The 25,961-nt window shown below is 33.4% G+C and carries 20 protein-coding genes; 14 read left to right on the forward strand and 6 right to left on the reverse strand.

The genetic code is table 11. The features are described 5' to 3' along the window. Both ACH2BP_RS12070 and aspS read right to left on the reverse strand, forming a co-directional pair. The coding region (locus ACH2BP_RS12070) for a cold-shock protein (protein ID WP_395060272.1) at positions 1–159 on the reverse strand (159 nt) is incomplete at its 3' end. A 104-nt stretch (positions 160–263) separates the two neighbouring features. Beyond that, positions 264–2,015, reverse strand: a complete 1,752-nt coding sequence (gene aspS / locus ACH2BP_RS12075) for an aspartate--tRNA ligase (protein WP_395060236.1) — start codon at positions 2,013–2,015, stop codon at positions 264–266. A 123-nt stretch (positions 2,016–2,138) separates the two neighbouring features. Between aspS and ACH2BP_RS12080 the strand changes: the two genes are divergently transcribed. Together ACH2BP_RS12080 and ACH2BP_RS12085 are read left to right on the forward strand one after the other, a co-directional pair. Continuing rightward, positions 2,139–3,149, forward strand: coding sequence for a TlpA family protein disulfide reductase (locus ACH2BP_RS12080; RefSeq protein WP_395060238.1), 1,011 nt, complete (start codon positions 2,139–2,141; stop codon positions 3,147–3,149). Positions 3,150–3,249: 100 nt separating this feature from the next. Beyond that, entirely contained in the window at positions 3,250–4,035 is a 786-nt protein-coding gene (locus ACH2BP_RS12085) for a DUF3050 domain-containing protein (RefSeq protein ID WP_395060240.1), read from the forward strand. A gap of 67 nt (positions 4,036–4,102) precedes the next feature. On the opposite strand, the gene ACH2BP_RS12090 is transcribed toward ACH2BP_RS12085, so the two are convergent. Then, positions 4,103–4,918, reverse strand: a complete 816-nt coding sequence (locus ACH2BP_RS12090) for a glutamate dehydrogenase (RefSeq protein ID WP_395060242.1) — start codon at positions 4,916–4,918, stop codon at positions 4,103–4,105. Between the two features lie 192 nt (positions 4,919–5,110). On the opposite strand from ACH2BP_RS12090, the gene gdhA reads away from it, so the two are divergent. The 6 genes from gdhA (at position 5,111) to ACH2BP_RS12120 (ending at position 14,497) form a co-directional block, all read left to right on the forward strand. After that, entirely contained in the window at positions 5,111–6,454 is a 1,344-nt protein-coding gene (gdhA, locus tag ACH2BP_RS12095) for an NADP-specific glutamate dehydrogenase (protein ID WP_395060244.1), read from the forward strand. A gap of 126 nt (positions 6,455–6,580) precedes the next feature. Further along, on the forward strand, positions 6,581–8,863 hold the full coding sequence (locus ACH2BP_RS12100) for a T9SS type A sorting domain-containing protein (protein WP_395060246.1): 2,283 nt from the start codon (positions 6,581–6,583) through the stop codon (positions 8,861–8,863). A gap of 76 nt (positions 8,864–8,939) precedes the next feature. Further along, positions 8,940–9,653, forward strand: coding sequence for a DNA repair protein RecO (gene recO, locus ACH2BP_RS12105; RefSeq protein ID WP_395060248.1), 714 nt, complete (start codon positions 8,940–8,942; stop codon positions 9,651–9,653). 228 nt (positions 9,654–9,881) lie between these two features. Next, entirely contained in the window at positions 9,882–13,283 is a 3,402-nt protein-coding gene (gene ileS / locus ACH2BP_RS12110) for an isoleucine--tRNA ligase (protein WP_395060250.1), read from the forward strand. A gap of 7 nt (positions 13,284–13,290) precedes the next feature. Continuing rightward, positions 13,291–13,671 (forward strand): TraR/DksA C4-type zinc finger protein, encoded by a 381-nt coding sequence (locus ACH2BP_RS12115; protein ID WP_091475345.1) that lies wholly within the window; start codon positions 13,291–13,293, stop codon positions 13,669–13,671. 232 nt (positions 13,672–13,903) lie between these two features. Further along, positions 13,904–14,497, forward strand: coding sequence for a lipoprotein signal peptidase (locus tag ACH2BP_RS12120; RefSeq protein ID WP_395060252.1), 594 nt, complete (start codon positions 13,904–13,906; stop codon positions 14,495–14,497). A gap of 92 nt (positions 14,498–14,589) precedes the next feature. Here ACH2BP_RS12120 and ACH2BP_RS12125 read toward each other — a convergent pair whose 3' ends face one another. From ACH2BP_RS12125 to ACH2BP_RS12135, 3 genes are read right to left on the reverse strand one after another with little or no spacing between them, the layout of a single operon-like run. After that, a complete protein-coding gene (locus ACH2BP_RS12125; RefSeq protein ID WP_395060254.1) occupies positions 14,590–14,790 on the reverse strand; it encodes a quinol oxidase subunit 4 in 201 nt (66 codons plus the stop codon). An 18-nt stretch (positions 14,791–14,808) separates the two neighbouring features. Further along, positions 14,809–15,381, reverse strand: a complete 573-nt coding sequence (locus ACH2BP_RS12130) for a 5-formyltetrahydrofolate cyclo-ligase (RefSeq protein WP_395060256.1) — start codon at positions 15,379–15,381, stop codon at positions 14,809–14,811. Between the two features lie 15 nt (positions 15,382–15,396). Beyond that, a complete protein-coding gene (locus tag ACH2BP_RS12135) occupies positions 15,397–16,374 on the reverse strand; it encodes a succinylglutamate desuccinylase/aspartoacylase family protein (protein WP_395060258.1) in 978 nt (325 codons plus the stop codon). A gap of 88 nt (positions 16,375–16,462) precedes the next feature. Here ACH2BP_RS12135 and uvrC point away from each other — a divergent pair, with 88 nt between their 5' ends. The 6 genes from uvrC to ACH2BP_RS12165 form a co-directional block, all read left to right on the forward strand. Continuing rightward, a complete protein-coding gene (gene uvrC, locus ACH2BP_RS12140; protein WP_395060260.1) occupies positions 16,463–18,262 on the forward strand; it encodes an excinuclease ABC subunit UvrC in 1,800 nt (599 codons plus the stop codon). A gap of 12 nt (positions 18,263–18,274) precedes the next feature. Continuing rightward, positions 18,275–20,584 (forward strand): patatin-like phospholipase family protein, encoded by a 2,310-nt coding sequence (locus ACH2BP_RS12145; protein WP_395060262.1) that lies wholly within the window; start codon positions 18,275–18,277, stop codon positions 20,582–20,584. A 101-nt stretch (positions 20,585–20,685) separates the two neighbouring features. Beyond that, entirely contained in the window at positions 20,686–22,323 is a 1,638-nt protein-coding gene (locus ACH2BP_RS12150) for an amino acid permease (protein ID WP_395060264.1), read from the forward strand. A 250-nt stretch (positions 22,324–22,573) separates the two neighbouring features. Next, positions 22,574–23,731 (forward strand): homogentisate 1,2-dioxygenase, encoded by a 1,158-nt coding sequence (locus ACH2BP_RS12155; RefSeq protein WP_395060266.1) that lies wholly within the window; start codon positions 22,574–22,576, stop codon positions 23,729–23,731. 164 nt (positions 23,732–23,895) lie between these two features. After that, positions 23,896–25,056, forward strand: a complete 1,161-nt coding sequence (gene hppD / locus ACH2BP_RS12160; protein WP_395060268.1) for a 4-hydroxyphenylpyruvate dioxygenase — start codon at positions 23,896–23,898, stop codon at positions 25,054–25,056. A gap of 296 nt (positions 25,057–25,352) precedes the next feature. Then, the coding region (locus tag ACH2BP_RS12165) for a DUF3108 domain-containing protein (RefSeq protein ID WP_395060270.1) at positions 25,353–25,961 on the forward strand (609 nt) is incomplete at its 3' end.

Here is a 25,961-nt window from a genome sequence, read left to right on the forward strand (position 1 = left end):
TCTTCCTTCTTCTTCTTCGTAAGAAACTTTGTCTCCTTCTCTTAACTCTTCAGCTTTAATACCTGAAGCGTGTACGAAAATGTCTTTTCCTGTTTCGTCGTCTGTAATAAATCCGTAACCTTTAGATTCATTGAAAAATTTTACTGTTCCTGTGCGCATTTTAATTGTAATAATAATTTATAATATAGCAAATGTAATCTTTAAAATAATACAAACGCAAATTTGGGTTAATATTTTTTAAAAATATTGATTATCAGCACTTTCTATTTCAAATCTAATTGAATATGCAACTCTTTTAGTTGACTTTCATCAATACTTGAAGGCGCATCAATCATTACATCTCTTCCTGAATTATTCTTTGGAAAGGCAATAAAATCACGAATGGTTTCTTGTCCACCTAAAATAGCAACTAATCTATCCAATCCGAAAGCTAATCCACCGTGTGGCGGCGCTCCGAACTGAAAGGCATCCATTAAAAATCCAAATTGATTTCTTGCTTCTTCTTCAGTAAATCCCAAATACTTGAACATAAGCTGTTGTGTTGCTTTGTCATGAATTCTGATAGAACCACCACCTATTTCATTTCCATTCAAAACCATATCGTAAGCATTAGCGCGAACTGATTTTGGGTCAGTTTCTAACAAGTGCATATCTTCTGGTTTAGGCGAAGTAAATGGGTGATGCATTGCGTGGTAACGACCACTTTCTTCATCAAACTCTAATAAAGGGAAATCGACAACCCAAAGTGGTGCAAATTCTGCTGGATTTCTTAAACCCAAACGTGTTGCTAATTCCATTCTAAGTGCAGAAAGCTGTGTTCTAGTTTTATCTGCTGTACCTGAAAGCACAAAAATCATATCTCCTGCTTTTGCCCCCGTTACTTTTGCCCAATTGCTTAAATCGCCTTGGTCGTAAAATTTATCGACCGATGATTTGTAAGTTCCATCTTCATTACATTTTACATAAACCATTCCTGAAGCGCCAATTTGTGGACGTTTCATCCACTCTATTAAAGCGTCAATTTCTTTTCTAGAATATTCTCCAACACCTGGAACTGCAATGGCTACAACTAATTCGGCAGCATTAAAAACTGGAAAATCTTTATGTTTTGCATATTCGTTTAGTTCTCCAAATTCCATTCCGAAACGAATATCTGGCTTGTCATTTCCGTAGGTTCTGATGGCATAATCATAAGTCATACGAGGAAATTTTTCTACTTCGATTCCTTTTATTTCTTTTAATAAATGACGTGTTAGTCCTTCAAAAATATTCAAAATGTCTTCTTGTTCTACGAATGCCATTTCGCAATCGATTTGAGTAAATTCTGGCTGACGATCGGCACGCAAATCTTCATCACGGAAACATTTTACAATTTGAAAATATTTATCCATTCCCCCCACCATCAATAATTGCTTAAATGTTTGTGGTGATTGTGGCAACGCATAAAACTGACCTTCGTTCATTCTAGATGGAACCACAAAATCCCTAGCTCCTTCTGGTGTAGATTTTATTAAATAAGGCGTTTCTACTTCACAAAAATCTAAATTCGATAAGTATTTACGAACTTCCATCGCTACTTTATGACGAAAAAGTAAACTGTTTTTAACAGGATTTCTTCTAATGTCAAGGTAACGGTATTTCATGCGAATATCTTCTCCACCATCAGTTTCATCTTCTATTGTAAATGGAGGTGTTAACGAAGCGTTTAAAATAGTCATTTCAGAAACTAAAATTTCTATTTCACCAGTTGGAATATTTTTATTTTTAGCTTCACGCTCTATAACCGTTCCTTTTACTTGAATTACAAATTCGCGACCAAGTGTTTTAGCTAGTTCGAAAACTGTTTTGTCTGAACGACTCTCATCGAACATTAATTGTGTGATTCCGTAACGATCGCGCAAATCGACCCAATTCATAAAACCTTTGTCTCGAGATTTCTGAACCCAACCTGCCAGTGTAACTTCTGTATTTATATGTGTAGCGTTTAGTTCACCGCAATTATGACTTCTGTACATTACCTAAATTTTAGGTTGCAAAAATACTATTTTGTTTGATGTTAAAAGTTAAAAAAATGAAAATTATATTCGAAAGAATTCAAATAATTGTAAGTTTGACTACCTATAATTAAAACAACACATATGAAAAAATCATTTTTGATTACATTAATCACTTTTTGTTCTATTTACAGCTTCGGACAATCTAAAAATGCAATAACTTTTCAAGCTGAAATAGCTAATAGAAACGGAGATGTAATTTACATTAAAGATGCTAAAAACAAAACTGTCAAAGAAATAAAAATCAATGATAAAGGTATTTTTAAAGACTCTTTTGAAATTGAAAAAGAAGATTTTTATATATTTTTTGATGGGGTAGAATACACGCAATTGTTCTTGAAAAATGGTTATGATTTAAAATTAAAAATGGACGCCAAAAAATTTGATGAATCTATCGTTTATACTGGAAAAGGCGCAGCCGAAAATAACTACTTAGCTCAAAGTGTTATAAAAGAAGGACAAATAACTCCTGAAAAATTAGCCTCATTAAATGAAGATGAATTTAAAAAAATGACCGCAGAAAAGCAATTAACTGAAGAATACTTTTTAAACAAATCGAAATTAGACAAAACATTTATCGAAATTCAAAAGAGAAATATCGCTATGAATATTAAAGGATTGCAACGATATTACACCGAAAGTAAGGCAGTTCAAAAATTAAATAACGTCATGGCTCCTAAATTTAATTATGTAAACCACAAAGGCGGAACTACAAAACTAGAAGAGCTAAAAGGCAAATATTTATATATTGATGTTTGGGCGACTTGGTGTGGTCCTTGTCGTGGAGAAATCCCTTCTTTAAAAAAAATAGAGGAAAAATACCACGGAAAAAACATCGAATTTGTTAGTATTTCTATAGATGTTCAGAAAGACTTTGAGAAATGGAAAAAATTTGTTAGCGACAAACAATTGGGAGGAACACAGCTTTTTGCTGATAACGATTGGAATTCAGATTTTGCCAAAAGCCTTAACATTACTAGTATTCCTAGATTTATTTTAATTGATCCAAACGGAAAAATTTTAAATGCCGGTGCAGAAAGACCATCATCTCCAAAACTAGAAGAATTATTTGATAAACTTTTGAATTTACAATAGGTTTTTCAAATAAAGTTTATCGATTAAATAATAGCTTAAATATATTATAAAAGCTTCTTGGAAACGAGAAGCTTTTATATTTTTGCTTCAAATTTAAAATATGAATATTCAAAACATAAACAATAAGATACAACCTCAAAAAGAAATCTTATTGCAACATTCATTATACAAAAAAGTGAAAACTATTGGCGATTTACATTATTTTCTTGAAAATCATGTGTATGCAGTTTGGGATTTTATGTCTTTATTAAAAGCGCTACAATCTAACCTAACCTGTACAACAACACCATGGTTTGCAACTAACAATCCGGAAATTCGTTACCTGATTAATGAAATTGTACTTGCCGAAGAAAGCGACTTAACCCAAGATGGTCGTCGCCAAAGTCATTATGAAATGTACATAGAAGCGATGGAAGATTGTGGAGCTAACACAAGTGAAATAACTGATTTTTTATCGGAAGTAAATTCTTTACAAAATGTATTTATCGCTATCAAACAAAGTAATTTACATCCTAAAATTAAAGCATTCTTGGAATTTACTTTCACTGTAATTAATGAAGGAAAGCCTCATAATATTGCTGCTGCTTTTACTTTTGGAAGAGAAGATTTAATTCCGTCTATGTTTACCGAAATCCTAAAGAATTTTCAAACAAATTTTCCAGAAATAGATTTGAGTAAACTAATATATTATTTTGAAAGACATATCGAATTAGATGCCGACGAACATGGCCCAATGGCGATGGCGATGATAACTGAACTTTGTGGAACCGATTCTAATAAATGGAAAGAAGTTGAAAACATTTCAATTCAAGCATTAGAAAAACGAATAGGGCTTTGGGATGCTATTGAAGAAAAAATAAACCAAAGCCAATTAGTAAACTCATAAAAAAAAACGAGTCTATTTTTTTCAGACGAGACTCGTTTTTTTCATGTAGTATCTATTTAGAAATAATTTAATCTAAATAATAAATATACCCGAAGTTTAACCAAATATTCCAATCGTTGGCTTTATTTTCTTTATAAACTGCTGGATTAGGATTTAAACCGTCAACCCAGTTAGAAAAATAATATTGCGCACGTAAATCTAACATTAAATCAGAGAGCGGTGTTAGCTTATACCTAGTTCCTACACTTGTAACCACAGACCAAACACTACCACCATTATTTGTAAAACCATGAGCTTCTCCATCTGATGGAACCCAATATTTAGGAGAAAAAACATTGTCTTCTATTAACTTTCCATTACCATAATTAGTATGAACTTCTGGGTTATAAAAGCTAAAATGTCCTCCTAAGCTTATAAAAGGAGCAAATGCACCGTCAGTAGCTGTAAAATCTCTAATACTTAGTGGAAAAAATTCTAATTGCATACCAATATCAGTAACAGCAGTACTTCCTTCCATTGCTTTTATTTTTCTAGAATCCTCGGATTTAGCAAGTTTTTCAGGAGTCACCCATTCACCAAAATGATTTAACTTGGTTTTGCTATAAGATATCTCACTTCTCAATTTGAAATGATCATTAAAATAAGTTTCCGGTGTATAGCAATTACAATCTGCTCTGTAAGAAAAATTTAAGTAATGAACAATACCAACTCCAATTCCTGTATTTCCAGAGTTTGTCTTAAAATCATGCCTTACTCCATAATCAGACTGAAAAGCAACTGGCCCAGCAATCACACCCACTTCGTGAGAGAAGCCAAACTGCGCTTGTACCGTATTAATTGTAGCAAGCAGAAAAAAAATAATTAAGCTAAAATATTTGGGCATGATTAAAAAATTTAGTACATTATCTGACAAATATATAAAAACATCAAACATTTCAAAAAAAAAAAGTATATTTTTTATATATTAATTCAAATATGACTTTAATATAAAAAAAATCTTGGGTATATTTTTATAAAATGTATATTTGCTTTTCGTAACGAAAACGTTTTTTCAAACGTTAATAATCTATAAATCATGTCACAAAGTATTGATGCTTTCATCCAAGCAGTAGGTAAAAGAAACCCAAATGAGCCTGAATTCATGCAGGCAGTTAAAGAAGTTGCAGAAACTGTAATTCCTTTTATTGAAAAAAATAAAAAATACGAAGGCAAAATGCTTTTGGAAAGAATGGTCGAAGCAGAACGTGTCATCATGTTTAGAGTAGTTTGGCTAGATGATGCTGGAAACACACAGGTAAATCGTGGATATCGTATTCAGATGAGTTCAGCAATTGGACCATACAAAGGAGGAATTCGTTTTCACCCTTCGGTAAATTTAAGTATCCTTAAATTTTTGGCTTTCGAACAAACTTTTAAAAACAGTTTGACTACTTTACCAATGGGTGGAGGAAAAGGTGGTGCTGATTTTGATCCAAAAGGAAAATCAGACAACGAAATCATGAAATTTTGTCAAGCATTTATGACAGAATTATGTAAGCATATTGGTGGAAACACTGACGTTCCTGCTGGGGACATAGGTGTTGGAGGAAGAGAAGTTGGTTACATGTTTGGTCAATACAAAAGAATTAGAAACGAATTTACAGGAGTTTTAACTGGTAAAGGGATTTCTTTCGGAGGATCATTAATTCGCCCAGAAGCTACTGGTTATGGTGATGTTTACTTCGCTCATAGCATGCTAAAAACTAAAGGACAAAGCTTCGACGGAAAAACAGTTGTAGTTTCAGGTTCTGGAAATGTAGCGCAATATGCTACAGAAAAAGCCACTCAATTAGGCGGAAAAGTAGTTACAATGTCAGATTCAGCTGGTTATATATACGACGAAGCAGGAATTGATGCTGAAAAACTGGCTTATGTAATGGAAATTAAAAACGTAAATTACGGAAGGATTTCTGATTATATAACAAAATATCCAAGTGCTAAATATATTGCAGGAAAACGTCCATGGGAAGTAAAATGTGACATTGCATTACCTTGTGCAACTCAAAATGAGTTAAACGAAGAAGAAGCAAAAACATTAGTAGCTAACGGCTGTATCTGTGTGGCTGAAGGAGCAAATATGCCTACTACACCGGAAGCAGTTACTGTTTTCCAAAACGCAAAAATATTATTCGCTCCGGGAAAAGCATCTAATGCTGGTGGAGTTGCTACTTCAGGTCTTGAAATGTCTCAAAACTCTTTGAGATTAAGCTGGACTTCGGAAGAAGTTGATGATAGATTAAAAGTTATCATGAAAGACATTCACGAAGCATGTGTACAATACGGTTCTGACGGAAGCGGATATGTTGATTATGTAAAAGGTGCAAATATTGCTGGTTTCGTAAAAGTAGCTGATGCAATGTTAGGTCAAGGTGTAGTTTAATTTACTAAATCTTTATAATAAATATGAAAGTGTTCACCGAGGTGAGCACTTTTTTTATACACAAAAATATTAAAACCAAAATAAAATCGTTTTTGTTCTATATTTGTAATTGCTAAATTCCTTCAGATGAAAAACGTTTTTTTATATATACTTTTATTAATCTCAACTTTTGGGCACTCCCAAGAAAATAAATTATGGAAAGGGTATTTTTCTTATAATTCTATTAAAGATATTTCGCAAAGTACAACTCAAATTTATGGCGCAGCAGAAAATGCTTATTTTAAAAGAAACTTAACCACAAGCGAAATTTCAAAAACTTCAACTGTCGAAGGATTGTCTGGACAAAACATAACTCAAATTTACCACAGCGAAACCTACAAAAAAACACTCATAGGTCATACCGACGGATTAATCATTATTGTTAATGACCTTGACGGAAGCATACTAAATGTAGTCGATATCTTAAACAAACCATCTGTTCCACCCAACAAAAAGAGGATTAATCATTTAATGGAATATAATGGTAAAGTTTATATTTCGACAGATTTTGGTATTTCAGTATACGATTTAAATCTTTCGGAATTTGGAGATACTTACTTTATTGGATCTGGTGGTTCAAACGTCCAAATTTTACAAACAACTATTTACAATGGTTTTATTTATGCCGTTGCCAATGGTTATGGCCTACTAAAAGCATCGGCTGCAAACCCAAACCTCATCGATTTCAATCAATGGACAAATATTTCATCTGGAAGTTGGGTAAGCATCGAGGCAACAGGCACCCAATTAATAGCGGTTAGTTTAAACGGTTCTATCTATAAATTAATTAGCGACAACCCTAACTTAATTACAAGCTATCCTCAAATCCCATTAGACACCAGATACAGTGATGGTTATTTAGTAATAACTACTCTAAACAATATTTATGTATATAATGAATCCTTAACAGAAGTCTTACATATAACAACCATCCCAAACATAGCGGCAAATTTTACGTGCACTACAGTTATAAATAACAATGTTTATATAGGTACACGGGAAAACGGAGTTTTTGTTACATTATTAAACAACCCAACTGTTTTCGAAAACATAACACCAAACGGCCCTGACAAAAACAAACTTTTTGCTATCCAATCTTTTTCAAACGGACTATGGGCTGTATATGGGGATTATAATGTTTATTATGATCCGTATTCTTTAGATTCTTTTGGCATAAGCAAATACGATTCTAACAATTTATGGTCATCGACTCCTTACCAGGATTTATTTGGAGCGAAATCAATTAGTCGAATTATTGTAAATCCCAAAAATGAAAATCAAGTTTATTTTAGCTCTTACTTTTCTGGTTTATTAAAATTTGAAAATAAGATACCATCAATATTATATGATAATTCTAATAGTAGTTTAGAAAAAATTGTAATTCCCGGTTATAACGCAATTGACATTAGAGTAAATGGATCTTCTTTCGACAAAGACAATAATTTGTGGGTAACAAACTCATATGTAAGCAAAGGTCTCCATGTTTTAAAAACTGATGAGCAATGGCAAGGATACCCATTAACAAGCTTACAAAATCCCCTAACAATGAGTTATGGAAGATTGACTATAGACAAAAACGGGACAAAATGGATTTGTACAAACTTTGAAGGGTTGGTCGGATTTAATGAAAAATACAACAACAGATGCATAAGTATAAATGAAGGACCCGATAAAGGAAATTTACCAACACATGATGTGAGAGCCGTCGCTGCAGACAAAAAGAATAAACTCTGGATTGGAACAACTTCTGGTCTAAGAATATTACAAAATGTAGATTCATTTCTAACTCAAAACGAATTAACTACAAATTCTATTATTATTCTCGAAGACAGTTTAGCTCAGGAACTTTTATTTGGTCAATTTATTACAGATATCGTAGTCGATGGAGCTAATAACAAATGGATTAGTACTGCAGGAGCTGGTTTGTTTTACATCTCCTCAGACGGACAAAAAACATTCAATATTTTCACCAAAGAAAACTCTCCATTACCAAGCAATACAATCCTAGACATAGACATTAATGCCCTAACCGGAGAAGTTTTCATAGCCACCGAAACAGGAATGGTATCCTTCAAAGGAACCGCAACAAATGGCGCCGAAAACTTCGAAAACGTAATCATTTATCCAAATCCGGTAAGACCAGAATACGGCGGAAGTATATTTATAACTGGGCTCATGGACAAAGCCAATGTTAAAATTACTGATATTGAAGGAAACCTAGTTCACGAAGGTATATCTGAAGGAGGAACCATAATTTGGGACTCAAAAGCATTTGGAAAATACAAAGTAGCCTCAGGAGTTTACATGATTTTTCTGTCTTCCGACGATGGTACAGAAACCAAAGTAAAGAAAGTAATGATTGTAAGATAAAATAGGTTTTAGGTTATATCTTTTGGGTTAGTGAAAACCCCAAAACCCAATACCTAATAACCTAACACCAAAAAAAATGCAAATTAAAACCAAAGCCATCGTAATTTCTTCTGTCAAATACCAAGAAAAAAGTTTGATAGTCAAATGTTTTACGCTTTCTGACGGCCTTAAATCTTACTTTGTTCGTGATGCGTTTTCAACTCGAAAATCGAACCAAAAAATCGCGTATTTTCAGCCCTTAACAATTCTAGAAATCGAGGCAGTTCACAAGAACAAAGGAACTTTAGAGAATTTTAAAGAAATAAAAATTGCAACATCTTTTCATTCCATACATTCCAATGTTGTAAAAAGTACCATCGTGATGTTCCTTTCCGAAATTTTACACCATTCCATTCACGAAGAAGAAAAAAACGAAGCCTTTTTTACCTTTCTAGAAACCGCTTTGCATTGGCTAGACAATCATAATGAGATTGCTAATTTTCATCTCATTTTGCTCTTAGAAACCACAAAATATTTAGGTTTTTATCCCGATATTTCAAACTCCGAATACAAGTTTTTCGAAATGAACGAAGGCATCTTCTCTCCTTTTCACGCAATAAGTTCACTCACCGAACATGAAACGAATTTATTCAAAAAACTCATCGATTTAAAGTTTGATACTGATCAGAAAACCTTCCATATTATCGAACGTCAAATACTACTAAAAATCCTAATCGATTATTACAGTTTTCATCTCGACGGTTTCAAAAAACCAAAATCATTAGACGTTCTCAAAGAAGTTTTTTCATAAATTATTGTCACATTGAGCATGTCGAAGTGTGGGCGTGACCCGAAGAAAAATCGGGTCGGGCTATCCGCTTCAATCTTTTCTTATACCTGACAGGTTTTAAAAACCTGTCAGGTATAAGAAAAGGATTTTCGCTTCTATCCCTTACGCAAAGCACAAACTTTCAGCTTTCGACTTTCGCCTTTCGACTTAATTTCTTACTTTCGCACCACGATTTAAGAAAAGAACAAAATGAGCACTAAATTCACTGAATACAAAGGACTTAATCTACCTACGGTAGCATCAGAAATCCTTGATTTTTGGAAAAAAGAAAACATATTCGAAAAGAGTGTCACCACTCGCGAAGGCAATACACCATTCGTGTTTTTCGAAGGACCACCATCTGCCAACGGATTACCAGGAATTCACCACGTGATGGCTCGTGCTATCAAAGATATTTTTTGTCGTTACAAAACCCAAAAAGGCTTTCAAGTAAAACGTAAAGCGGGCTGGGACACGCACGGTTTACCAGTAGAATTAGGCACCGAAAAAGAATTGGGAATTACTAAAGAAGATATTGGAAAAACCATTTCAATAGAAGAATATAACGAAGCCTGCAAGAAAACAGTCATGCGTTACACCGATGTATGGAATGACCTTACCGAAAAAATGGGCTATTGGGTCGATATGCAAGATCCTTATGTAACTTATAAACCCAAATACATGGAATCCGTTTGGTGGATTCTTAAACAGATCTATAACAAAGATTTGATGTACAAAGGCTACACCATTCAGCCGTATTCGCCAAAAGCGGGAACAGGATTATCATCTCATGAAGTAAATCAACCAGGAAGTTACCGTGATGTTACTGACACGACTGTTGTAGCACAATTTAAAGCATATAACGAAAGCTTACCTGATTTTTTACAAAATTTTGGAGACATACATATTCTAGCTTGGACCACAACGCCTTGGACATTACCGTCTAATACAGCATTAACAGTTGGCCCAAAAATAGATTATGTTTTAGTTGAAACCTTCAATCAATATACTTTCCGTCCTGCCAAAGTAATTTTGGCTAAAAACTTGGTTGGAAAACAATTCGCAAAAGGATTTTTTGAATCAAATGAAGCTTCAGATTTTGAAAACTTCAAGGAAGGTAACAAAAAAATTCCGTATCATATCTTGACCGAATGTAAAGGTTCAGATTTAGTAGGAATTCATTACGAGCAATTAATGCCTTTGGCTTTGCCATACCAAAATCCAGAAAATGCTTTTAGAGTAATTGCTGGTGATTTTGTAACTACCGAAGACGGAACTGGAATTGTACACACTGCTCCCACTTTTGGTGCCGATGATGCCAAAGTAGCTAAAGAAGCTACGCCAGAAGTTCCGCCAATGTTGGTTCTTGACGAAAACGGAAATCCTGTGCCGTTAGTAAATTTACAAGGAAAATTCATCGATGGTTTGGGTGATTATTCTGGGAAATACGTCAAAAACGAATATTATACCGATGGAGAGGCGCCAGAACGTTCTGCCGATGTAGAAATTGCAATTCAATTAAAAGAAGAAAATAAAGCCTTCAAAGTAGAGAAATATGTTCACAGTTATCCACATTGTTGGAGAACTGACACACCAATTTTATATTATCCACTAGATTCTTGGTTCATAAAAATCACAGAAGTTAGAGACAGGATGTTCGACCTCAACGAAACCATCAACTGGAAGCCAAAAGCAACTGGAGAAGGTCGATTCGGAAATTGGTTGAAAAATGCCAATGATTGGAATCTCTCACGTTCGCGTTTTTGGGGAATTCCTTTGCCTATTTGGAGAAACGAAGAAGGAACAGAAGAAATTCTAATTGGTTCTATTGAAGAATTATACAACGAAATCGAAAAATCAATCGCTGCAGGTTTCCAAAAAGAAAATCCTTTCAAAGGTTTCGAAATTGGAAATATGGACGAGTCAAACTACGATTTAATCGATTTACACAAAAATGTAGTCGATGAAATCACATTAGTTTCTGCATCAGGAAAACCAATGAAACGCGAATCGGATTTGATAGATGTTTGGTTCGATTCAGGCTCTATGCCATACGCCCAATGGCATTATCCTTTTGAAAATAAAGACAAAATAGACGAAAATAAAGATTTTCCAGCGGATTTTATCGCCGAAGGTGTCGATCAAACTCGTGGTTGGTTTTATACTTTGCACGCTATTGGAACCTTAGTTTTTGATAAAGTAGCCTACAAAAACGTAGTTTCAAACGGATTGGTTCTAGACAAAAACGGACAAAAGATGTCTAAACGATTAGGAAATGCCGCAGATCCTTTCGAAACTTTGGCAGAATATGGTCCAGATGCCACACGTTGGTATATGATTTCGAATGCCAATCCTTGGGACAATTTAAAGTTTGATTTAGAAGGTATTGCAGAAGTTCGCCGTAAATTCTTCGGAACTTTATATAATACTTACTCCTTCTTTGCGTTATATGCCAATATTGACGGGTTTAAATTTGCCGAAGCAGAAATTCCATTAAACGAAAGACCAGAGATAGATCGTTGGATTTTATCGGAACTAAATACGCTTATAAAAGTCGTTGACGACGCTTATGCGGATTATGAACCAACGAAAGCCGCTCGTGCTATATCAGATTTCGTCCAAGAAAATCTAAGTAATTGGTATGTAAGATTGTGTAGAAGACGTTTCTGGAAAGGAGATTATGCACAAGATAAAATTGCTGCTTACCAAACATTATACACTTGTTTGATCACTGTTTCTAAGCTTGGAGCTCCTATTGCACCATTCTTTATGGATAAACTTTACAGAGATTTAACCTTAACAACACAATCAGAAAAATATGACAGTGTACATTTGGCCGAGTTTCCAAAATCAGTTGAAAACTTTGTTAATAAATCGTTAGAGAGCAGAATGCAAAAAGCACAAACGATTTCATCACTAGTTTTATCACTAAGAAAGAAAGAAATGATAAAAGTACGTCAACCATTACAAAAAGTAATGATTCCAGTACTTAACAACACATTTAAAGCAGAAATAGAAGCGGTTTCGGACTTGATTATGGCAGAAGTAAACGTAAAAGAAATACAGCTTTTAGACGATGCTTCAGGTATTTTAGTAAAGCATATAAAACCAAATTTCAAGGCTCTTGGACCACGTTTTGGGAAAGATATGGGATTGATTGCCAAAGAGATACAAGGTTTTACAGCAGCACAAATTAATCAATTAGACAAGGAAGGAACGTTAGATATTGTTATTTCAGGAAAAGACATAACTTTATCGATAGAAGATGTGGAAATCACATCGCAAGATATTGAAGGTTGGTTGGTTGCAAATTCAGGCGGAATTACCGTAGCATTAGACATTACAATTTCTGATGAATTAAGAAAAGAAGGAATTGCCCGAGAATTAGTAAACCGAATTCAGAACTTGCGAAAAGATTCGGGTTATGATGTGACTGATAAGATTACGGTTTCGGTTGAAAAAAATGACAAGATTAATCAAGCCATTTTAGACAACCAAGACTATATAAAATCTGAAACACTCACAAAAGAACTAATTCTTTTAGAAAGTATCGAAAACGGTACGATTATTGAGTTTGATGATATAAAAACAATGATTTTAATTTCAAAATAAAGAAATTATGGTAGATGAACAAATAAGATTTTCTGATGCAGAATTAGCAGAATTCAAAGAATTAATCTTGGGGAAATTAGACAAAGCTAAAATAGATTTAGATTTAATACGAAGCGCTTACATGAATGACTTAAATAACGGAACCGATGATACATCGCCAACGTTTAAAGCATTTGAAGAAGGAAGCGAAACGATGTCTAAAGAGGCAAACTCACAGCTGGCTATTCGTCAAGAGAAATTTATTCGTGACTTGAGAAATGCACTAGTTCGTATAGAAAGCAAAACTTACGGTGTTTGTAAAGTAACAGGGAAATTAATAAACAAAGAGCGTTTAAAAATTGTTCCTCATGCTACAATGAGCATTGAAGCGAAAAATTTGCAGAAATAATATATCGACAATAAATTACTAAACGCTCCAAAAAGGAGCGTTTTTTTATATAATAATGGAAGATGCAAGTCATAAAGTCTTGTATATATAGTTTCATATCTTTTTTATTTGTGAAATTACTGAAATTAAAAAAATCTTGACTGTAGATATAACAAGTGCTAGCGACTTTATGACTTTCCGCTTGCGACTTTAAAGTAATATTGTTTATTTTTGTACCATAATAAATTTTAAAATGAATTTAAAGAAAGCCTATTTTATCGTTTTTTTGGTTTTATTAATAGACCAAATTTCGAAAATATATATCAAAACACATTTTGTTTTACACCAAGAAGTCGAAGTTTTTTCATGGTTTAAAATTCTATTCATAGAAAATGAAGGCATGGCTTGGGGCGTAGAAATTCCTGGTCTTTACGGAAAATTAGCTCTAACCTCATTTAGAATCCTTGCTGTAGGCGGAATAGGTTACTGGCTTTGGGACGCTGTGAAAAAACAGAGCTCAAGGGTATTAATTATTGCAATTGCATTAATATTGGCGGGTGCTTTCGGAAATATAATAGATTCTGTTTTTTACGGAAAAATATTCGATGATAGCGCATACAATTTAGCAACATTATTTAACGACAAACCTTACGGAAACTGGTTTTACGGAAAAGTTGTCGATATGTTATATTTCCCTATTTGGGAAGGAAATTTGCCGTCTTGGTTACCTATTTGGGGCGGAAAACAATTTACTTTTTTTAATGCTATTTTCAATGTGGCCGATATGGCAATATCGACAGGTGTTGGGATTTTGATAGTTTTTAATAAAAAAGCTTTTGGGAAGTAACATATTTCACATCTGATACTATAAAAAAAAACGCTTTTTTAGACTGCCCCCAAATAGTTAGACACTATTTGAGGGTGTTTTTATATAGTATCTTATTTATTTTTCTTTTGTTGTCCTGGGGCATAATCTTTTGCGCTTCCTCCATAAATCTTTTTAGCTTGACCTGGCGGCAAGCGTTTTTGTTTTACAACAACCACTCTTGGTGAACGATGAACAATACAACTGGTAAAATAAGTTGAAATCAAAACAACAAACAGAAAAGATAGAATAAATTTGGGTTTTAAACTTTTCATAATAAATTTAATTTTTTGCTAATATATATTAAAATTTATAAATAGTTTCGGAGTTAGACAAAAATCTAATCTAATGTCATTTTCAAAAACATCAGAAATAAATTCTTCAGGTTCAAAAAAGGAAAGCCCAATTTTGATAGTTTCCGGTTTACATTCCGATAAAAATTTATCATAAAACCCTTTGCCGTAACCTACACGATTCCCCATTTTATCATAAGCTAAGAGCGGGACAAAAACTACATCTATTTTATGAGTTGGAACTTCGATACCATCTACAGGTTCTGGAATATTGTATTCATTTTTCTTGATTTTAGTATTGTCTGTTAGCAAAAAATGAGTCATTTTTCGAGTATCAAAATCCGCTTTAGAAACCACAATTTCTTTGTCTTTTCCTTGCAAAAGATGTAAAATAAACTCAGTATTCACTTCTTTTTGTTCGTCAATTGGAAGAAAAACATGAAAATACACTTTGTTCCAAATATCTAATTTCAAAATAGCATTAACTATTTCTAAAGACATTTTATCAATATCATTTTCGGATAAATTTTGCCTTAATTCTTTATATTTTAATCGAAGTTCTTTTTTATTCATATCAATTTAATAAAACTATTCCCCACCATCATCCACAATATTCGAAATATGATAAATAGCATCACCTTCGTAAACTATTGGAGAATGATTGGCATTTATCACATAGCCATTGGCTGGCGCTTTTACTTTTTGCTCGAATTTTCCAAAAGGATCGGTAATTGTTCCTAAAATTGTTCCTTTTTTTACAAAACAACCAATTAGGTTATTATCATGGAACAACCCCGAACATTTGGCACGCAGCCAACCCGATTTTTCGATATAAATGGTTTTGTTTTTTTGCATTTCGGCAAAATGATTATTGCCCAACATCCCTAAATGTGACAAAATACGCTTCACACCATTTACACCTTCAGCGGCAATCGATTTATTTATATCAAGAGATTTTCCGCCCTCAAAAAGCAACATTTTTACATTTATTTTCTCGGCAGAACTTCTAAAAGAACCTACAATATTTTTTGAATATAAGGTAAAAGGAGCGTCAAAAACATCGGCCAATTTCTTTAGTTCTAAATTATTTGGTGTAAGCCTAATTTGTGGCGCATTAAATCTGCTTGCTCCACCGGCATGAAAATCGATAGCATAATCGACCACAGGCATGATTTCTTCGAGTATATGGTACGCAAAACGACTTGCTAAAGAACCTTTTTTACTTCCTGGGAAAACACGATTTAAATCTCTCCCATCAGGAAACTCACGAGATTTGTTTACAAAACCAAACATATTTACAATAGGAATACAGATAATAGTTCCCGTTTTTGGTTTGTTTATTTTCTGAATTATTAGTTGTCTAACAACCTCAACACCGTTAATTTCGTCTCCATGAATTCCTGCAGAAAATAAAATTACTGGACCGTCTATATTAGAACGTTCAACAATTACTGGAATTTTTAGCTTAGTGGTTGTGTGCAAACGAGCAATTTCCATATCGATGGTTTTACTTTCGCCAGCTTTAATACTTTCGCCAAGAATGGTAATTGTCTTAGTTTTTTTCATTTTATAAATATAAAGTTTAAATGTAGAAATAATATTTTGGAAATCGTAAATTTGAATGTTTTTAAAAAATTAATACAAAAACTAAAAAATGTCAATTCCATCTTTAGAGCTACAAATACAAACACTTCCGGATAATCCTGGAGTATATCAGTATTATGATAAAGAGGACAAGATTTTATATGTTGGCAAAGCTAAAAATCTAAAAAAAAGGGTTTCTTCCTACTTTAATAAAGTGCACGACACGGCAAAAACAAATGTGCTTGTCAAGAAAATTGTAACAATAAAACATATTGTCGTTCCTACCGAAACCGATGCGTTATTATTAGAAAACAATCTTATAAAAACCCTGCAACCACGATACAATATTTTGCTTCGTGATGACAAAACCTATCCTTGGATTTGTATTAAAAAAGAACCTTTTTCGAGATTATTTCCAACCCGAAAGATGATTAAAGATGGTTCCGAATATTTTGGTCCTTATACCAGTTTTAAAACAGTTAGTGTAATTTTAGATTTAATCAAAGAATTATATCCGCTACGTACTTGCAATTTCGATTTAAGCGAAAAAAATATCGAGAATCATAAATTTAAAGTTTGTTTAGAATATCATATTGGCAATTGCAAAGGCCCTTGCGAAGGTTTAGAAACGCTAGAAAATTACCAAACGCAAATAAATGCGATTCGTGAAATCTTGAAAGGTAATTTTAAAGAATCGATGAAAGATTTCAAAAAAGTGATGACCAATTTGGCTCAAAATATGCACTTTGAAGAAGCTCAAAAAATAAAAGAAAAAATAGAAATTCTAGAAAATTATCAATCACGTTCTACGATTATCAATCCAAAAATCACGAATATTGATGTTTTTTCTATCGTTTCAGATGAAGCTGCGGCATTCATCAATTTCCTCCAAATCTCGCATGGTTCGATTATTCGTTCCCATACTTTAGAAATAAAAAAGAAACTAGACGAGACTGATCAAGAATTGTTAGAATTAGCCATTATCGAACTCAGGGAACGTTTTCAATTGCTTTCACGAGAAATTATAGTTCCTTTTGAGGTTGAAGTTGGTGAAAATATAAAAGTAACCGTTCCTCAATTGGGTGATAAAAAACAAATTTTAGAATTATCAATTCGTAATGCAAAGTTTTACAGAATAGAACAACTTAAACAATTACAAATTGTAGATCCAGAACGCCATGTAAATAGAATTATGGCACAAATGCAAAAAGATTTACGCCTTTCGGTAGAGCCACGACATATAGAATGTTTCGACAACTCGAATATTCAAGGAACCAATCCCGTTGCGGCTTGTGTAGTTTTTAAAGATGGGAAACCCAGCAAAAAAGATTACCGTCATTTTAACATAAAAACGGTTGAAGGCCCAAACGATTTTGCATCGATGGAAGAAGTCGTTTATCGCAGATACAAACGATTACTCGATGAAAACCAGCCTTTGCCCAATCTGATTATTATTGATGGTGGTAAAGGGCAATTATCATCGGCACTCAAAATTATGGACGAGTTGGATTTGCGGGGCAAAATAGCTATTATTGGTATTGCAAAACGATTGGAAGAATTATTTTATCCTGGCGATTCAGTTCCTTTATATCTAGATAAAAAATCGGAAACATTAAAAATAATTCAGCAATTGCGAAACGAAGCACACCGCTTCGGAATAACCTTTCATAGAGACAAACGAAGCAAAGCGGCGCTCAATTCTTCAGTAGAAACCATTCCCGGAATTGGCGAGAAAACGATGCTAACATTAATAAAACATTTCAAAAGTGTTAAAAGATTGAAATTAGCGACAGAAAAAGAAATTTCTGACGTTATAGGTATTTCAAAAGCCAAAAAAATTACCGACTTTTACAATAAATTAGACAATTAATATTTGTAGCGAATGTATAAGGCATACTTGCAGTCCATTTTCCCGCTATTCACTCCAATCTTTTTCTTTCCGAAAAAGAAAGAAAAAGGATTTTCGTTGCTATCGGGGCTAAAAGGCATGCGCCTTTTGTATTTATTATCTTTTTGTCTATCATCTATTATCTCTTTTTCACAAGTACAAGACACAATCAAAAAACCCAAAATAGGATTAGTTCTTAGTGGCGGCGGAGCAAAAGGATTTGCGCACATAGGAGTTCTAAAGGAAATAGAACGAGCTGGAATAAAAATAGATTATATAGGAGGAACCAGTATGGGTGCCATAATTGGCGGATTATATGCCAGCGGATATAATGCAAATCAATTAGATTCGATATTTAAAGGAACCAATTTCGACGAATTAGTACAGGACTTTGTACCTCGAAAAAACAAAACTTTCTACGAAAAAAGCAATGATGAGTTGTATGCCGTTTCGTTGCCTTTTAAAAAATTCAAAATTACCATACCAAGAGGTCTGTCTAAAGGAATGTATAATTATAACTTAATGAGTAAATTAACTCATAATGTTCGCCATATTCAAGATTTTGGCAAACTTAAAACTCCTTTTTTATGTATTGCTACAAATTTAGAAACTGGAGAAGAAAAAGTTTTTATAAATGGTGCTTTGCCATTAGTTTTATCTGCAAGTGGTGCTTTTCCTTCACTATTTTCACCCGTAGAAATTGATGGTGATTTATATGTAGATGGTGGTGTCGCTAATAATTACCCTGTAGAAGAAGTAAGAAAGATGGGCGCTGATATCATTATAGGCGTTGATGTGCAAGACGATTTGAAGGATAGAGATAAGTTAAGTGGTGTTTTAGGAATTTTGACTCAAATTTCAAATTTTCAAATGATTGAAAAAATGAAAGACAAGAAGCTTCAAACTGACATATATATAAAACCAGACATAGAAGGGTTCTCAGTCGTTTCTTTCGATCAAGGAGAGCAAATTGTAAATAAAGGTGTCGAAGCAGCTATTTTAGTTAGAGAAAAGCTAGAAAAATTAGGAACAAATTATTATAAAATACCTGAAAACACAAGTCAAATAGACAGTTTACATATTAAAGGTATTGGTATAGAGGGAAATCAGAATTACACTCGCTCTTATGTTATTGGGAAACTCCGTTTTAAACCTGGAAGCAAAATTAGTTACACCGATTTGCATAGTGGTATAAATAATCTAAATGCAACACAAAATTTTAGTTCTATAAATTATAGATTACTAAAGGATGGAAACCAAGACATTTTGTTGATTGATCTTATTGAAAATCCGATAAAAACATATTTCAAATTAGGAGTTCATTATGACGATTTGTTTAAATCGAGTGCTCTAATAAACGTCACGCAACGCAACCTTTTTTTTAAAAATGATGTTGCTTTGTTAGATTTTATAGTAGGGGATAATATTAGATATAATTTAGATTATTACATAGACAACGGTTTTCATTTAAGTTTCGGATTCAAATCGAAACTAAATCGATTTAAACGAACAAGTAAAACCGATTTTAACGGAGGACAAACATTAAGTAAAACAGGAATAGAAAGTATAAATATCGATTATTTAGATTTTTCCAATCAAGCTTATGTACAAACAATATTTGCTCAAAGGTTCCTATTTGGAGCAGGATTAGAGCATAAATATATTAATGTAACCACGAATTCAGCACAAAACACAAAAAGCTATTTAGATAACAACAACTATCTATCATTAGTAGGATTCTTAAAATACGATTCGTTTTCAAACAAATATTTCCCCAAAAAAGGTTGGTATTTTATGGGTGATGCTCAGTCATTTTTATCATCATCAAACCACAACAATAATTTCACTCGATTTATAACCATCAAAGCCGATGCCGCAATTGTTCAAACTATTTTCAATAAAATTGCAATAAAACTTCAAACAGAAGGCGGGTTTTTAGTAGGCACAAAAACCAATACTGTTTTCGATTATGTTCTTGGAGGTTATGGTTTTGCTAAAATAAATAATATGAAGCCCTTTTATGGATACAATTATTTAGATCTTTCTGGAAATAGTTATGTAAAAGCTAGTTTGTCTTTTGATTATGAGTTTATCAAAAAAAACCACCTGAATATTTCTGGAAACATTGCCAATATAGGTAATAACATTTTTGATAGTAAAGAATGGATTTCTAGTCCAAAATATTCTGGTTATGCGATAGGTTACGGCATGGAAACACTAATTGGACCTATCGAATTAAAACAAAGTTGGTCACCAGAAACAGGTAAAAGTTTCACTTGGTTTACCGTTGGTTTCTTGTTCTAAGAAAGAAAATAAATAAATAAACCTCAGAAATCATTATTTTTTATTGAATTGTTTTCAAAAAAGTCTATTTTTGGGCAACTAAAACACAAAATTTTATTTTTATGTCTATTTGGAAAAGAAAACCAATCACACAACTTCTGAACGAAGCATCAGAATCTGAGAAAGGATTAAAAAGAACTTTAACAGCAAGAGGTCTAACAGCGCTAGGGATAGGAGCTATTATTGGCGCTGGACTTTTTTCAATAACTGGACTTGCAGCTTCTCAAAATGCTGGGCCAGCAATAACAATATCATTTATTATTGCCGCATTTGGGTGTCTATTTGCAGGGCTTTGTTATGCGGAATTTTCATCTATGATTCCTGTTGCAGGAAGTGCTTATACCTATTCATTTGCAACAATGGGTGAATTCATTGCTTGGATAATAGGTTGGGATTTAGTTTTAGAATACGCCGTTGGAGCGGCGACAGTCTCAATAAGTTGGTCGAGGTATCTCATGAAATTTCTTGATTCTTATGGTATTCATATAAATGAAGGATTTATTCATTCGCCGTTTGAAGGAGGAATAATTAATTTACCAGCAGTTTTTATAGTAATGCTAATGTCATTTATTTTGATGAGAGGCACAAAAGAATCTGCAACTGTAAATGGAATAATTGTATTACTTAAAGTAACCGTAGTTTTGGTCTTTATTGCTTTAGGTTGGCAATACATTCGCCCAGAAAATTACACTCCATATATTCCAGAAAATACTGGAAATTTTGGTGAATTTGGATTTAGCGGAATTGTTCGTGCTGCAGCAATAGTTTTTTTCGCATACATTGGTTTTGATGCGGTTTCTACAGCTGCTCAAGAAGCTAAAAATCCTAAGCGAGATATGCCAATAGGTATCTTATTGTCTTTAGGTATTTGTACGATTTTGTATATTTTATTCGCTCATGTAATGACAGGAGTTGTTAATTATTCCGCATTTGCTGGAGCAGATGGAATTGCTCCTGTTGCAATTGCAATTGATAATATGGGTGTAGCTGATGCTTCAGGAATGATTACTCCGGCTTTTCCTTGGTTGAATAAATTGATTATTCTTGCGATTTTGGCTGGGTATGCTTCAGTAATACTAGTAATGCTTATGGGTCAAAGTCGTGTGTTCTTTTCAATGAGTAAAGACGGTTTAATGCCAAAAGTTTTCTCTGAAGTACATCCAAAATTTAGAACTCCTGCAAAAAATAATTTATTATTTATGCTAATTGTATCTTGCTTTGCTGCATTTGTTCCTGCTCGTGTAGTCGGAGAAATGACAAGTATCGGTACTTTGTTTGCATTTATATTAGTTTGTATTGGGGTTTGGATTATGCGTGAGAAGATGCCTGATGTTGAAAGAGCTTTTAAAACACCATTAGTTCCATTAGTTCCAATTTTAGGAATCGGAGTTTGTTTGTTTATGATGATTTTTTTACCATTAGATACTTGGATTCGTTTAATTGTTTGGATGATGATTGGTTTTGATTTGTATATATATTATGGAATGAAAAACAGTGTTCTAAATCAAGGTAATTTCAGTGGACAAAATTACAGAACAGTTGCTTTAGCTGGCTTAGGAATGGTTGTTGCACTTATTGTAATAGCTTTCATTCATCATAGTGATCCAAAAGCTGATGATAATTATTTATTCTATTTTTCTATTGGTTTTGCATTAATTCATGCAGTTGTTTATGGATTGAACTATCTGAAGAAAAAATAATATTTTTTTACTAATGAATAAAAAGGCAATAAAACTTGATTCAATCATTTTTTAATGCCTTTTCTCTTTTGTAAATATTTCAAAATAAAGAACTCACAAAAAAATATTTTACCGATATTTGTAATATGAAATCTACATGGTCAGGTTTATTATCGTATTTACAATTCCTCATCAAGAGAAATCCTGAGTGAGGTAATCTTTAGTTTTACATAAATCTAAAATCGTAAATCGTAAATCTAAAATTTAAAACATGCCAATATATCATAAACTAGGCGATTTTCCACAAAAACGCCACACACAATTCGAAAAACCAAACGGCGGATTGTATTACGAACAACTTTTTGGTACCGAAGGTTTTCACGGACACTCTTCATTACTTTACCATGTTCACCGTCCAACACAAGTAAAAGAAATTATAAAATCCTATTCGGTCGAACCAAAAATCGCCATAGGTAAAAACATAAAATCACTATTATTAAAAGGTTTTGAACTAAAACCAGAAGATGATTTCCTTGACAGTCGAAAAGACATGTTAGTCAACAAAGACTGCATTATCGGACTCGCTGCACCTAAAAAATCACTCATCGACTATTTTTATAAAAATGCCGATGCTGACGAAATGATATTCATTCACAAAGGAAAAGGGAAATTGCGCACCATGTTGGGTAATATCCCTTTCGAATATGGAGATTATCTTATCATTCCTAGAGGCATAATTTACCAAATCGAATTTGAGACTTCAGAAAACAGGTTGTTTTATGTAGAATCATACGCTCCTTTTTATACACCAAAACGATATAAAAACGAATCAGGGCAACACCTAGAGCACGCTCCATTTTGCGAACGTGATTTCAAGTTACCATCAGAATTAGAAACCCACGACGAAAAAGGCGATTTCCTAATCAAAATCAAAAAAGAAGGCATGATGCACGAAGTTGTTTATGCCACTCACCCATTTGATGTTATAGGTTGGGACGGTTATAATTTTCCGTACGCTTTTAGCATACATAATTTCGAACCCATAACAGGTCGCGTACACCAACCACCACCTGTGCATCAAACATTCGAAACAGCAACATTTGTGGTTTGCTCATTCGTTCCGAGGTTGTATGACTATCACCCAAAATCTATTCCTGCTCCATACAATCATAGCAATATAGACAGCGATGAAGTATTATATTATGTAGATGGCGATTTCATGAGCCGAAACAATATCGAACAAGGACATATAACATTACACCCGAAAGGAATTCCTCATGGACCAGCGCCAGGAGCAATGGAACGTAGTATTGGTCACACCGAAACCCAAGAACTAGCAGTTATGGTCGATACATTTCGTCCACTAATGGTAACCGAAGCAGCTATGGGATTAGATGATGGACAATATTACAAATCTTGGGTAGAATAATTTTTTTTAGAAGCTATTCCCGCTATCCGTTGCAATCTTTTCTCTTTTAAAGAAAAAAAGAAAAGGATTTCCACTGCTATCGGGGCTAAAATACCAGTAAACACAATTTATAAATTAAAAAATCCGCGCATATCCGTGTTATCCGCGTTAAAAAAATAAACACAATGGCAAAAGAAGTAAAATCAGTAGAATACGGATTAGAAAAAATATTTGAAGGAGCACAAGATTTCCTTCCATTACTAGGAACCGATTATGTCGAATTCTATGTAGGAAACGCAAAGCAAGCAGCACATTTTTACAAAACAGCATTCGGCTTTCAATCATACGCATATTGCGGACTAGAAACAGGATCACGCGACAAAGTTTCGTATGTTTTAAAACAAGACAAAATCCGTTTGGTACTTACAACAGCTCTAAATAGCGAATCTCCAATCGGAGAACACGTAAAAAAACACGGAGACGGCGTAAAAATTATTGCACTTTGGGTAGAAGATGCCAAAAAATCATTTGAAGAAACAACTTCTCGTGGCGCGAAAGTATATATGGAACCAACTGTCGAAAAAGACGAATTTGGGGAAGTAGTTCGTGCAGGAATATACACATACGGAGAAACCGTGCACATGTTTGTAGAAAGAAAAAACTACAACGGCGTATTTTTACCAGGATTTGTTGAGCACAAATCAGATTATAATCCAACATCAGTTGGACTAAAATATATCGACCACATGGTTGGTAACGTAGGCTGGAACCAAATGAATGAATGGGTAAAATTCTACGAAGATGTTATGGGATTTGTAAACTTCCTTTCTTTTGATGACAAACAAATTCACACAGAATATTCTGCTTTAATGTCTAAAGTAATGAGTAACGGAAATGGAAGAATAAAATTCCCTATAAACGAACCTGCAAAAGGAAACAAACGCTCACAAATAGAAGAATATCTAGATTTTTACGAAGGATCTGGTGTACAGCACGTTGCCATAGCCACCGACGATATTATAGAAACCGTAACCCAACTAAAAGCACGTGGAGTCGAGTTCTTATCAGCACCACCACACGAATATTATAAAGCCATTCCCGAAAGATTGGGAGTTCATATGGATATGATGAAAGAAGATTTAACCAAAATCGAAAATCTTGCCATTATGGTCGATGCCGATGAAGATGGTTACTTGCTTCAAATATTTACAAAACCGGTAGAAGATCGTCCAACTTTATTTTTCGAAATCATTCAAAGAATGGGAGCTAAAGGATTTGGAGCAGGAAACTTCAAAGCGTTATTCGAATCGATAGAAAGAGAACAAGCCAAAAGAGGAACTTTATAATAAAATTGAATTTTTATTGCACATTTGTCAATAAATGACATTATGTCGTTATTGATTTTAACAAATATATGTTAAAGTTAATTTTTAGCTAAAAATAATGAATTTATGTATTACTTTTGCACTCGCAATACAAAAGGGGTGGTTCCCTTTTTATTGATAAATTTTCATAATTTATAGTTTTTGGTTGGTTAAAGCATAAAAACTCAGTCATTTATTTGACTGGGTTTTTTGTTTTTTTAGTACATTTGGAATGACTTTTGTATTCTACACTAAAACGAATATAAATCGACTTAAAAATGAAAAACAAATTACTAATATTATCGCTAATTATTTCATTAAACACCTTTGCACAAAACCAAAGCGCATTCGATGTTGGCGAATGGTTTAAGTTCCGAATTCACTACGGAATGATAACCGCTGGTTACGCCACGCTCGAAGTAAAAGAAGCCGTCATAAATAACAAAAAAGTTTTTTATACCGTTGGTCATGGTTATACTTCTGGAATGGCGAAAACATTCTTTAAAGTAGAAGACCATTACCAAAGTTTTATAGACAAAACCACTAACAAACCTTATCAATTTCTACGAAAAATAGACGAAGGTGGTTATACAAAAAACCAAGAAGGCTTTTTTAATCAAGACAAAAACACTGTTTTAGTTAAGGATTATAAGAATAATACTGAAAAAACATTTAACGTAACTGAAAATGTGCAAGACATTGTTTCGTCATTCTATTATTTAAGAAACCATCCAAACATAGACAAACTAAAAGTTGGAGAATCTATTATGATTGATATGTTTTTTGATGATGAAATAGTAAAATTTAAACTTAAATTTGTTGGTCGTGAGACTTTAAGAACTAAATTTGGCAAAATAAAAACAATGGTTTTTAGACCTCTTGTACAA

This window comes from Flavobacterium sp., assembly GCF_043756175.1.
Lineage (GTDB): Bacteria > Bacteroidota > Bacteroidia > Flavobacteriales > Flavobacteriaceae > Flavobacterium.